General features: G+C 38.0%; 9 protein-coding genes and 1 rRNA gene (1 of these 10 running past the window's edge). 9 read left to right on the forward strand and 1 reads right to left on the reverse strand.

Going from position 1 to position 12,500, the window contains the following annotated elements; all coding sequences use genetic code 11:
- Window positions 1-99 precede the first annotated feature (99 nt).
- From dnaA to gyrA, 7 genes are all read left to right on the forward strand, one after another.
- On the forward strand, window positions 100-1,449 hold the full coding sequence (gene dnaA / locus RE409_RS00005; protein WP_053348307.1) for a chromosomal replication initiator protein DnaA: 1,350 nt from the start codon (window positions 100-102) through the stop codon (window positions 1,447-1,449).
- 193 nt (window positions 1,450-1,642) lie between these two features.
- Window positions 1,643-2,779 carry a DNA polymerase III subunit beta gene (dnaN, locus tag RE409_RS00010; protein ID WP_056521949.1) on the forward strand — a complete coding sequence of 379 codons (1,137 nt, stop codon included), beginning with the start codon at window positions 1,643-1,645 and terminating at the stop codon, window positions 2,777-2,779.
- A 220-nt stretch (window positions 2,780-2,999) separates the two neighbouring features.
- Window positions 3,000-3,212: a S4 domain-containing protein YaaA gene (gene yaaA, locus RE409_RS00015; RefSeq protein ID WP_309558355.1), complete on the forward strand. Its 213-nt coding sequence runs from the start codon at window positions 3,000-3,002 to the stop codon at window positions 3,210-3,212.
- 21 nt (window positions 3,213-3,233) lie between these two features.
- A complete protein-coding gene (recF, locus tag RE409_RS00020; protein WP_053348304.1) occupies window positions 3,234-4,352 on the forward strand; it encodes a DNA replication/repair protein RecF in 1,119 nt (372 codons plus the stop codon).
- A 12-nt stretch (window positions 4,353-4,364) separates the two neighbouring features.
- Window positions 4,365-4,628, forward strand: coding sequence for an extracellular matrix regulator RemB (remB, locus tag RE409_RS00025; protein ID WP_053348303.1), 264 nt, complete (start codon window positions 4,365-4,367; stop codon window positions 4,626-4,628).
- 77 nt (window positions 4,629-4,705) lie between these two features.
- A complete protein-coding gene (gyrB, locus tag RE409_RS00030) occupies window positions 4,706-6,631 on the forward strand; it encodes a DNA topoisomerase (ATP-hydrolyzing) subunit B (protein WP_201225048.1) in 1,926 nt (641 codons plus the stop codon).
- Between the two features lie 95 nt (window positions 6,632-6,726).
- Window positions 6,727-9,291: a DNA gyrase subunit A gene (gene gyrA, locus RE409_RS00035; protein ID WP_201187764.1), complete on the forward strand. Its 2,565-nt coding sequence runs from the start codon at window positions 6,727-6,729 to the stop codon at window positions 9,289-9,291.
- A gap of 63 nt (window positions 9,292-9,354) precedes the next feature.
- On the opposite strand, the gene RE409_RS00040 is transcribed toward gyrA, so the two are convergent.
- Window positions 9,355-10,703, reverse strand: a protein-coding gene (locus RE409_RS00040; RefSeq protein ID WP_201182105.1) for an IS3 family transposase whose coding sequence is annotated in 2 segments (ribosomal slippage) — window positions 9,355-10,259 and window positions 10,259-10,703 — 1,350 coding nt in all. Because the reading frame shifts where the segments join, the coding sequence is not laid out codon by codon here.
- Between the two features lie 356 nt (window positions 10,704-11,059).
- On the opposite strand from RE409_RS00040, the gene RE409_RS00045 reads away from it, so the two are divergent.
- Window positions 11,060-12,055, forward strand: coding sequence for an HD-GYP domain-containing protein (locus RE409_RS00045; RefSeq protein WP_309558356.1), 996 nt, complete (start codon window positions 11,060-11,062; stop codon window positions 12,053-12,055).
- Between the two features lie 320 nt (window positions 12,056-12,375).
- Window positions 12,376-12,500, forward strand: a 16S ribosomal RNA gene (locus tag RE409_RS00050); it runs 1,426 nt beyond the window's last position.

Below are 12,500 nucleotides of genomic sequence, written 5' to 3' on the forward strand. Positions count from 1 at the left end.
TTTGCTGTCAAAATTTATATTAAGACGGCAATCGATGAGTTTATTTGTGCCTATACATTTTAGATATTATTAAAAATATTTTGCAAAGGAGGGATAAGTTTGGATAACATCGATAGCCTCTGGAACCAGGCGCTCGGAAAAATTGAAAAAAAGATCAGTAAACCAAGCTTTGAAACTTGGCTTAAATCAACCAAGGCTTATTTACTACAAGGTGATACATTAACAGTCACCGCTCCCAATGAATTTGCCAGGGACTGGCTTGAAGAACGCTATTCACATCTTATTTCTGATGTATTGTTTGAACTTACCGGTGAGGAATTGGAAGCAAAATTCATCATTCCTCCCAATCAAGAAGATGGTGATTTTACTGTTCCTGTTCAGCCTAAAAAGATTAAAAAACAGGATAAAGAACATAATGCATTTCCTCAGCATATGTTAAACGCGAAAAATACCTTTGATACGTTTGTCATCGGCTCCGGCAATCGTTTTGCCCATGCCGCGTCTCTCGCTGTCGCAGAAGCTCCTGCTAAAGCCTATAACCCATTATTTATTTATGGAGGCGTAGGACTAGGTAAAACCCATTTAATGCATGCAATTGGGCATTACGTACTTGAGCATAATCCGAAGGCAAAGGTCGTTTATTTATCTTCTGAAAAATTCACGAACGAATTTATCAATTCAATCCGAGATAATAAAGCAGGAGAATTCCGTGATAGATACCGAAGTGTAGATGTTTTATTAATTGATGATATTCAATTTCTAGCAGGAAAAGAACAAACTCAAGAAGAGTTTTTCCATACATTCAATGCACTACATGAAGAAAGTAAACAGATTGTCATCTCGAGTGACCGTCCTCCAAAAGAGATCCCAACACTCGAAGATCGCCTCCGTTCCCGCTTTGAATGGGGTTTAATTACGGATATCACACCGCCTGATTTAGAAACGCGAATTGCTATTTTACGTAAGAAGGCAAAAGCAGAAGGTCTTGATATCCCAAATGAAGTTATGCTTTATATTGCCAATCAAATTGACTCGAATATTCGTGAACTTGAAGGTGCACTTATACGTGTTGTTGCTTATTCTTCGTTAATTAATAAGGATATTAATGCTGATTTAGCAGCCGAAGCATTAAAAGACATTATTCCAAGCTCGAAACCTAAAATAATCACCATCTTAGAAATCCAAAAAACAGTTGGTGAGCATTATAGTGTTAAATTGGAAGATTTCAAAGCAAAAAAACGGACTAAATCTGTAGCCTTTCCAAGGCAGATCGCCATGTATCTTTCCAGGGAGTTAACGGATTCATCTCTGCCAAAGATAGGGGATGAATTTGGTGGTCGCGATCATACGACCGTTATTCATGCGCATGAAAAAATTTCTAAACTCATGCAAACAGATACCCAGCTTCAACGTCAGGTCAAAGAAATACAGGATCAGTTGAAGGTATAGATGATTCTGGATAATGTGTATAACTGATGACTACTTACACACAGTCTGTCCACATGTGGATAGACTGTTTTTCCTTAGGTTGAGTCGACTTATCCACATATCAACAGGCCCTACTACTATTACTACTATCTTTTTTAATAAAAATTATTAATAAATATGCCTATTCGGCAATTAAAAATTTGGAGGATGAAACATGAGATTTATAATTCAAAGAGATCGATTAGTTCATAGTGTCCAAGAAGTAATGAAAGCAGTCACATCAAGAACAACGATTCCTATTTTAACGGGGATAAAAATAAGTGTTACAACTGAAGGGGTTACTTTGACAGGTAGTGATTCCGATATTTCCATTCAATCATTTATTCCAGCTGAAGTAGACGGTGATGAAATTGTTGAAGTGAAAAATAGCGGGGGAATTGTCCTAAATGCTCGTTTTTTCAGTGAAATTGTCAAAAAATTACCGATGGATACTGTAGAAATTGAAGTCGAAAACAACTTTCAAACAATTATTCGCTCAGGTAAAGCTGAATTTAACTTAAATGGACTGGATCCTGAAGAATACCCTCATCTTCCAATCATTGAGGAAGAAAATATTTTCAAGCTTCCAACAGACCTATTAAAAACTCTTATTCGTCAAACTGGCTTTGCAGTGTCCACCTCAGAAACACGCCCTATCTTAACAGGTGTAAACTTAAAGGTTCAAGATGACGAATTGACCTGTATTGCAACAGATAGTCACAGGCTAGCAATGCGCACAGCAAAAATTGAAAATAAAATTACTGGGACCTATAGCGTTGTGATTCCAGGCAAAAGTCTAAATGAATTAAGTAAAATCCTTGATGATACAAACGAACTCATAGAAATTGTCATTACCGATAATCAAGTCTTATTCAAAGCAGAAAATTTATTATTCTTCTCCCGCCTACTTGAGGGGAATTATCCAGATACGTCCCGCTTGATTCCTTCAGATAGCAAAACGGATGTAACTGTTCACACAAAAGATTTTCTGCAAGCAATCGACCGAGCATCTTTATTGGCCAGAGAAGGCAGAAATAATGTGGTCAAACTGACAACTTTAGAAGGCCGCATTATCGAAGTCTCTTCTAATACACCTGAAATTGGTAAAGTAATTGAGGAAGTTCAAGCAGAAGCCATTGAAGGTGAGGATTTGAAAATCTCCTTCAGTGCTAAATTTGTTATGGATGCCTTAAAAGTTTTAGAAGGATCGGATATTAAAATCAACTTTACAGGTGCGATGCGTCCATTTGTAATTCGTCCGCTTCATGATGATTCTATGCTTCAATTAATTCTGCCTGTAAGAACTTATTAAGCTAAAATAATATTTCAAAAAAATTAAAGGCTTGTTTAGCAAGCCTTTAATTTTTTTATAGTTAAATATAGGCCCCATAAGGTTTTTTACAGCTTTTTTAATTCTGAATAAAACCTAGAAATATAAAAAACAAGAGCGGAAAAAGCTATACTTTGTCTTAATGGGATTTATTTAGTAAAATGAAGTATTAAAGACTACTTAGAAATGAGTGAGGCATGAAATGGACTCCATAAAAATCAGCACAGAATATATTACGCTTGGACAATTCTTAAAATTAGCCGATTTGATTCAAAGCGGCGGAATGTCAAAATGGTTCTTAAGTGAATACGAGGTTTTCATTAATGGCGAATTAGACGTGAGAAGAGGCAAAAAGTTAAGATCAGGTGATAAAATAGAGATTCCTGGATTTGGCGTCTTCACAATTACAAGCTAAAACATAAGGGAAGAGCGGAATATGTATATTGAAAATATAAGTTTGAGAAATTACCGCAACTATACCGAATTGAACCTGACTTTTGAGAATAAGGTCAATGTAATCCTTGGCGAAAATGCTCAAGGAAAAACAAATGTCATGGAATCTATTTTTGTTTTAGCAATGGCAAAATCTCACCGGACCTCAAATGATAAAGAACTTATTCGCTGGGATGAAGAGTATGCTAAAATAGAAGGAAGAGTTAGAAAGAGAAATACCTCAATACCACTTGAGCTGACCATTTCAAAAAAAGGGAAAAAGGCGAAGTGCAACCATATTGAACAAAGAAAATTAAGTCAATATGTTGGAAATATGAATGTGGTCATGTTTGCGCCTGAGGATCTTAACCTTGTAAAGGGAAGTCCTCTAGTCAGACGCCGTTTTATAGATATGGAAATTGGCCAGGTTTCTCCCGTATACCTTCATGATATGAGCCAATATCATAAAATACTTCAACAAAGAAATCATTACTTAAAGCTTCTGCAGACCCGGAAACAAACGGATACGACGATGCTTGACGTGCTAACTGATCAATTTATTCAGTATGCAGCGAAAATTGTCGAAAGAAGATACGAGTTTCTTTTAAAGCTCCAGCAGTGGGCAGAGCCAATTCACTCGGGGATCTCCAGAAATCTAGAAGTATTGAAAATCCAATATAAACCGTCGCTTGATGTATCAGAATCTATGGATTTGACGAAAATGATAGAAGTATACACAGAAAAATTTGATAAAATAAAAACAAGGGAAATTGAACGGGGTGTAACACTGGTAGGTCCTCATCGTGACGACCTGGTTTTTTTTGTGAATGACCGTGATGTCCAGACATATGGTTCACAAGGACAACAACGTACGACTGCCCTGTCTTTGAAACTTGCCGAAATTGAGCTGATTCATGAAGAAATCGGCGAGTATCCCATTTTATTATTGGATGATGTGTTATCGGAACTTGACGATTTCCGTCAATCTCATTTACTGAATACGATACAAGGGAAAGTGCAAACATTCGTGACGACACCCTCTGTTGATGGAATCGATCATCAAACCCTTAGAGAAGCGTCCACCTTTTATGTTAGTCAAGGAAGTATAAAAAAGGTTAAATGATGAGGTGAATGTATGTATCTCCATATTGGTGAAGACATTCTTGTGAAAACGGACGATGTCATAGCCATTTTAGATAAGAAGCTGCTCCAGGCCTCTCCAATCATGAGTGAGTTTTTGGAGAAAAAGTCTGATGTAACTTACCATTTAGCCAAAAACTCGGTTAAATCGATTGTAGTGACGGATAAACAGGTCTATTATTCACCGCTTGCGTCGTCCACTTTGAAAAAGCGTTCACTGCAGCCATCGTTATTAATCGATGATATAGATTCTCTTTGAATTTAAGCGATAACGTAATAATTACTCCTGAAAAATTGATAAATGCCAAAAGAAAAGTGTAGGTGATACGTATGACAATGGAACAAAAAGAAGTACAAGCTCAGGCATACGATGAGAATCAGATACAGGTTTTAGAAGGCTTAGAAGCAGTTCGTAAACGTCCGGGGATGTATATCGGTACTACCTCTGCAAAAGGACTTCACCATCTTGTTTGGGAAATTGTCGATAATAGTATTGATGAGGCACTAGCAGGTTTCTGTACTGAAATCAAAGTGACGATCGAAGAAGACAATAGCATAACAGTAGTCGATAATGGTCGGGGAATTCCAGTAGGTATCCATGAAAAAATGGGACGGCCAGCAGTAGAAGTAATCATGACGGTCCTTCATGCGGGCGGTAAATTTGGCGGCGGAGGTTATAAGGTCTCCGGTGGTCTGCATGGTGTAGGTGCTTCAGTAGTTAATGCCCTATCCACGGTATTGGAAGTGTATGTACATCGTGAAGGTAAAATCCACTATCAGCAATTTAACCGAGGGGTCCCTAGAGAAGATTTGAAAATTATTGGGGAGACCGATCATACAGGGACAACAGTACACTTTATTCCGGATCCTGAAATTTTCAAGGAATCCGTGGAATATGATTTCGATACATTAGCCACACGTATCCGTGAGCTTGCATTCTTGAATAAAGGCTTGAAGCTCATCATTGAAGATAAACGTGAAGAAGAAGAGAAAATCAAGGAATACCACTACGAGGGCGGTATCAAATCTTATGTTGAGCATTTGAATCGTTCAAAAGAAGTCCTTCATGAGGAACCGATTTTCATGGAAGGCGAGAAAGAAGGTATATCTGTCGAATTAGCTTTGCAATATAATGACAGCTATATCAGTAACGTTTTTTCCTTTGCCAATAATATTCATACGTATGAAGGCGGTACACATGAATCAGGATTCAAGACTGCGTTGACACGGGTCATCAATGATTATGCACGGAAAAACGGGCTCTTAAAAGAGGCCGACACCAATTTCTCTGGTGAAGATGTTCGTGAAGGGTTAACGGCAATTATTTCTATTAAGCATCCTGAACCGCAATTTGAGGGGCAAACCAAAACCAAACTTGGAAACTCAGAAGTAAGAACGGTTACTGATTCCATTCTTTCGGAAAGGTTGGATTCCTTCTTATACGAAAATCCTTCAGTGGCTAGAAAAATTGTTGATAAAGGGCAAATGGCGGCAAGAGCTCGTTTGGCGGCCAAGAAAGCACGTGAGTTAACTCGAAGAAAAAGTGCCTTGGAAGTCTCCAGTCTACCTGGTAAACTGGCAGATTGTTCGTCGAAGGATCCGTCTATCAGCGAATTGTACATTGTAGAAGGAAACTCGGCTGGTGGCTCAGCTAAACAGGGACGTGACCGCCATTTCCAAGCTATTCTGCCGCTAAGGGGTAAAATCCTAAATGTGGAAAAGGCGCGATTGGATAGAATCCTTCATAATATAGAAATTGGTACAATTATTACTGCACTCGGAACAGGTATTGGCGATGAATTCAATATTGAAAAAGCTAGATACCATAAAATTGTTATCATGACCGATGCGGATGTAGACGGTGCCCACATTAGAACTTTAATGTTGACATTCTTCTATCGCTATATGCGGAAAATTATAGAGTATGGTTATATTTATATTGCCCAACCACCTCTTTTCAAAATTCAGCAGGGTAAACGAGTGGAATATGCCTATAATGACCGCGAACTAGAACAAATCATGGCGGGTCTGCCAAGCACTCCTAAGCCTAACTTACAGCGCTATAAAGGGTTGGGTGAAATGAACCCAGAGCAACTATGGGAAACAACAATGAACCCTGATACGAGAACGCTACTTCAAGTTAGTTTGAAAGATGCCATTGAGGCAGATGAAACTTTCGAAATGTTGATGGGAGATAAAGTAGAGCCGCGTCGTAACTTTATTGAGGAAAATGCGATTTATGTAAAAAACCTCGATATCTGATTTTTTTGACAGGATGAATTTACATCCTGTTCTTTACATAATGCAAGATCAGTTAAAAAAATGAGAGTAAAAGCTTTATAAAGGAGGTTGGCTCCATGTCAGAAAATGAAAGATCAGGTGTAAAAGAAATAAATATAAGTACCGAGATGCGTACATCTTTTTTGGATTACGCGATGAGCGTTATCGTATCCCGGGCGTTGCCTGATGTAAGGGACGGCTTGAAACCGGTACACAGAAGAATTCTTTATGCGATGAATGATCTTGGTATGACGTCGGATAAACCATTTAAAAAATCAGCCCGTATTGTCGGAGAAGTAATCGGTAAATATCACCCGCATGGTGACTCTGCTGTTTATGAAACGATGGTCAGGATGGCTCAGCCATTTAACTATCGTTATATGCTCGTTGATGGACACGGGAATTTCGGTTCGGTCGATGGTGACCAAGCGGCCGCCATGAGGTATACAGAAGCGAGAATGTCAAAGATTTCGATGGAATTGCTTCGTGATTTGAATAAGGATACGGTTAACTATCAGGATAACTATGATGGTTCAGAAAGAGAACCAGCTGTTATGCCAGCCCGTTTCCCAAACTTATTAGTGAATGGTTCGTCAGGGATAGCAGTCGGAATGGCTACCAATATTCCGCCCCATCAATTAGGTGAGGTAATTGACGGTGTATTGGCTTTAAGTAAGAATCCTGATATAACGATTCCAGAATTGATGGAATTTATCCCTGGTCCAGATTTTCCAACTGCGGGGTTAATTTTAGGGCGCAGTGGAATTAGAAAAGCCTATGAAACTGGAAAAGGGTCAATCATTCAGAGGGCGAGAGTCGAAATTGAAGAGAAGTCCAATGGAAAACAGGTTATTCTAGTTAAAGAAATCCCTTATCAAGTGAACAAAGCAAGATTAATTGAAAAAATTGCAGAACTTGCTCGTGATAAGAAAATTGAAGGTATTACCGATTTACGGGATGAATCAGATCGTAACGGTATGCGTATTGTTATGGAACTACGAAAGGACGTAAATGCAAATGTCCTTTTAAACAACTTGTATAAGCACACTGCAATGCAAACAACCTTCGGAATCAACTTGCTTGCACTGGTGGATGGACAGCCTAAAGTATTGAACTTAAAGCAATGTCTGCACTATTACTTAGAGCATCAACAGGTAGTTATACGTCGTAGAACTGAATTTGAACTACGTAAAGCGGAAGCGCGTGCTCATATTTTAGAAGGTTTGCGAATTGCCCTTGATAATTTGGATGCGGTCATTACATTAATCCGTGGTTCCCAAACTACAGACATTGCCCGAGAAGGGTTAATGACACAATTTTCACTTTCTGAAAAACAGGCGCAAGCAATTTTAGATATGCGTTTACAACGCTTGACCGGTTTGGAACGGGAAAAAATTGAAGATGAATATCAAGCGTTAATGGCATTAATCGCAGAATATAAAGCTATCCTTGCTGATGAGGAAAAGGTTCTTGAAATTATCCGTGAAGAGCTTCTTGAAATTAAAGAACGCTTTAATGATAAAAGAAGAACTGAAATTACATTAGTCGGTTTTGAGAGCTTAGAAGATGAAGATTTGATTCCAGAGGAAAATATAATCGTGACATTGACTCATAACGGTTATATTAAACGTTTGCCTGCAACCACGTACCGCAGCCAAAAACGCGGAGGCCGAGGTATACAGGGAATGGGTACGAATGCAGATGACTTTGTGGGTCACTTGTTAACAACTTCGACTCATGACACACTATTATTCTTTACTAATAAAGGTAAAGTTTATCGTTCCAAAGGATACGAAATTCCTGAATATGGTCGGACGGCAAAAGGACTGCCACTTATTAATTTGCTAGAAGTTGATAAAGGTGAGTGGGTCAATGCAATCATACCGGTGAAGGAATTTGTCGATGATTGGTATTTATTCTTCACTACCAGACACGGTATATCAAAGCGTACACCACTGTCATCCTTTGCAAATATCCGCAATAACGGTTTAATTGCTCTAGGGCTACGAGAAGATGATGAATTGATCTCTGTACGTCTTACGAATGGAGAGAAACAGATTATTATCGGAACAAAAGCCGGAATGATGATTCGTTTCCCTGAAACGGATGTACGCACAATGGGACGTACCGCAGCTGGAGTAAAAGGGATTTCCTTAAGGGCAGATGACGAAGTTGTCGGTATGGAAATTCTTGAAGAAAATGAAGAAGTCCTGATTGTTACGAAAAATGGATATGGAAAACGGACATCTGCTGAGGAATACCGTATTCAAAGCCGTGGTGGTAAAGGGATAAAAACATGTAATGTCACAGAGAAAAATGGTGAACTTATTGCCGTGAAAACAGTGACAGGAGAAGATGAGGACTTGATGCTGATTACAGCAGCTGGTGTGCTAATCCGAATGGAAGTCGAAGGCATTTCTAAAACGGGTCGTAATACACAGGGTGTTAAGCTCATTCGTCTCGAATCTGCAGACAATGAATATGTTTCAACGGTGGCCATCGTTGGAAGAGAAGAAGAAGAAAAAGAAGAATTCGTTGAACAAGAAGAAGGAATAGAACAGAATCCAACGAGTATTGATTTAGATTCTGATTCTAACGAAGTAGTCGAAAACGAAGAACCTGAAAAAGATACGGAAGAATAATCGTTTAATAATAGAGACCCAGCCATTATGAAGTGAACCCAAAAAGTTAGACACTTTATTTAATTAGGCAGCCTTGAGGGCATGAACCCGGAATTCTACCGGGCTCATGCCTTTTAATTTTACCTTGATTCGTTGATGATTGTAGTAATGGATATATTCTTCTAATTCTTGTTTGAAATGCTCCATGCTTTCAAATTCTTGAAGATAAAGTAACTCTGATTTTAATAGGCCAAAGAAGTTTTCTATGACCGCATTATCGAGACAATTTCCTTTACGGGACATGCTTTGTGTAATGTTATGTCTTTTCAAATCATGCGAATATTGTTTCATCTGGTAATGCCAGCCCTGATCTGAATGAAGAATGGGTGAATCTTTCGATTCCAAGCGGTCAAAGGCTTTCTCCAGCATTTTGGAAACGAGGGGATAAACAGGCCGAGATTCGACATTATAGGCGATGATTTCTCCATTAAACAGATCAAGAATGGCCGATAAGTATAGTTTCTCCCCAGCTAGATGGAATTCTGTGACGTCTGTCACCCATTTTTCATTTGAGTTTGTTGCCTTGAAATCACGTGCTAGAATGTTGGGTGCAATCTTGCCGATTTTCCCTTTGTACGAACGGTATTTCTTCATGCGAACTAAAGACTTCAATCCTAGTTCATTCATCAATCGGAGAACTGTTTTATGATTGATGCGAGCACCTCTGTTACGTAATTCTAGGGTGATACGCCGATACCCATAGCGCCCTTTATGCGTATGGAAAATCTCTTCGATAAGGGATTTCATTTCTGTGTATTTATCCTCACGCCCGAAGGCGTTTACCCAATAATAGTATGTACTCCGTGCCATGTTAGAAATGGATAGAAGCAGATTTAAATCAAATTGTTTCCTTAGTTCATGGACTACTTTCGCTTTGTCTTTCTTTGTAGGGCTTCCTTTTCTTGAACTAAGGCATTCAACTTTTTTAGATAGGCATTCTCTGCACGTAAGTATTCTAATTCGGCAAGAAGTGCTTCTTGAGAGCCTTTAGCTGGTGATGTTTTTTTGGTTTCTTTTTTCATGGATAGACGCCCCTTTTTCTTTGGTTTAAGGGCGTCTATACCTCCTTCCTTCAACTGATTTGACCATTTCAAAAGTGTAGAATCGGAAGGAAGATTATAGTGTACAGCGGTCTCGCTGATCGATGCCCCATATTCGTTCATATAATTAAGTACCTCTAGTTTAAAGGGCAGAGTGTAATTTGTATAGGATGAAGCAATTCCTTCCATCCCATGTTCTAGATAGCGAGCGACCCATCTCTTCAGAGGGGATAGACCTACATTTCTTTCTTGTGCGATGGATTTATAGGATTTTTTCCCTTCCAAGTACTCTAAAACTGCATGTAATTTTTCGTCTATCGTATATTTAGTCAAAAAAACTGCACCTCCAATTGTTAGATGTTGTCTAACAATTGGGGTGCAGTTCATTATGCTGGGTCTTTTTTTATGAAGTAATTGAGGGTTTTCAGGCGAAGTCTCTCTAAAAGATAAAGTAAATGGAGGGTATATAGTCATGTTTTTTTGAGGGAAGATAAAGGTATCATACTAGTGAAAAGCTTTTTTTAGGTATTTAATCACGAAAAATATAGTTTGTTCCATGTTTTTCTAGTAAAATGATATTCATTAAATAACTGTTACAGAGGTGAACAGTTTTGCTAGTGAAAACTCACTATTTAGCTGAAGGATGTATTCTTTCAAAAGATATTAAAGGTCTTACGGACCGCCCTATCATGTATGAAAAAACAATATTGACTAAGGAATTAATAAAGACCTTGCAAGCCTTTTTAATAACAGAGGTTAGCGTTGAAAAAACATTAATTGATGGAAAAAAATTTTTACCGAAAGAAGTTATAGATAATGAACTGGATGAAATAGAAGGATTTTCAAATTTTACTAATTTATATCTGAAATCGGTTCAAACGTATAAGAGTTTATTTAAAAATTGGCAGGCTGGGAGCAAGGTAGAGGTAGCCATGATTCGTTTAATTGTTATTCCTTTAGTTGATAAAGTCTTGGAGAAACCAGGAAACATTCTGATATTGCACCATTATTGCAATAAAGAAGATTACATGTATCATCATGCTATTTCAACTGGATTAATAGGGGGATATATTGCCTTTAAAATTCAATGCGATTTAGCAGATGTCTATCAAGTAGCTATTGGAGGGTGTTTGGCTGACTGTGGTATGGCTAAGCTGTCACCAAGGATTTTCAATAAAACGACGAGTTTAACTGTCGAAGAAAATGAGGAAATCCACAATCATCCCATTTTTAGCTATAAAATGATAAAAGATAGTTCTATCATTAAGGATAGTGTGAAGTTAGCTATTTTAGAGCATCATGGAAGGTTAGATGGAACTGGCTATCCCCAAACAATAAAAACTAAATCCATGCACTTATTTTCAAAAATCATTGCAGTTGCAGACGTTTTTCATGCCATGACTTCGGAAAGGTTATATAGGAAAAAACAGTCACCATTTAAAGTAATGGAAATGATTTTACATGATGACTTTGGTAAATTTGATTTAGCGGTCGTTAAGACACTCTTATCAGGATTAGCTAATTTTTCTATTGGAAGTAAGGTCAAGTTGAACAATGGATCTATTGCTGAAATTGTTTTTATTGATCCAAGTTCTCAAACCAGGCCACTAGTTAAGGTAGTAGATAATGATCAAATAATTAATTTAGGGATAAATCGGGAGTTATATATAGAGGAAATCTTATAAAGATAGAAAAAGCTTACTAATTTAATCAGGTAAGCTTCTTCTATATTAAGTAGACAACCAAAGAATTGGGCGAAGTATTTTATTTATTTTCAAAATAGCTCTTGCAATTACTTGTGATACTAGATATAATAACTAAGTCGACAGCGAGAGAAAAAAAGTTGTTGACAAAAAATAATATAATTGATATATTATTAAAGTCGTTTCTAAGATAAACGACACTGAAATTGCTCTTTGAAAACTGAACAAAACAAAGCGCCAACGTTAATTTTTAAAAGTGAGCACACACTATCAAAAAAAGCAAAATGAGCAAGTCAAACATTTCTTCGGAGAGTTTGATCCTGGCTCAGGACGAACGCTGGCGGCGTGCCTAATACATGCAAGTCGAGCGAATCGATGGGAGCTTGCTCCCTGAGATTAGCGGCGGACGGGTGAGTAACACGTGGGC

Origin of the sequence: Peribacillus sp. R9-11 (genome assembly GCF_031345095.1) — a bacterium.
GTDB classification, from domain to species: domain Bacteria; phylum Bacillota; class Bacilli; order Bacillales; family DSM-1321; genus Peribacillus; species Peribacillus butanolivorans.

What these genes read in the sequence shown, in the direction of transcription:
- dnaN (WP_056521949.1), top strand. Translation starts at nt 1,643, where the DNA reads ATGAGATTTATAATTCAAAGAGATCGATTAGTTCATAGTGTCCAAGAA.
- yaaA (WP_309558355.1), top strand. Translation starts at nt 3,000, where the DNA reads ATGGACTCCATAAAAATCAGCACAGAATATATTACGCTTGGACAATTC.
- recF (WP_053348304.1), top strand. Translation starts at nt 3,234, where the DNA reads ATGTATATTGAAAATATAAGTTTGAGAAATTACCGCAACTATACCGAA.
- remB (WP_053348303.1), top strand. Translation starts at nt 4,365, where the DNA reads ATGTATCTCCATATTGGTGAAGACATTCTTGTGAAAACGGACGATGTC.
- gyrB (WP_201225048.1), top strand. Translation starts at nt 4,706, where the DNA reads ATGGAACAAAAAGAAGTACAAGCTCAGGCATACGATGAGAATCAGATA.
- gyrA (WP_201187764.1), top strand. Translation starts at nt 6,727, where the DNA reads ATGTCAGAAAATGAAAGATCAGGTGTAAAAGAAATAAATATAAGTACC.
- RE409_RS00045 (WP_309558356.1), top strand. Translation starts at nt 11,060, where the DNA reads ATGTATGAAAAAACAATATTGACTAAGGAATTAATAAAGACCTTGCAA.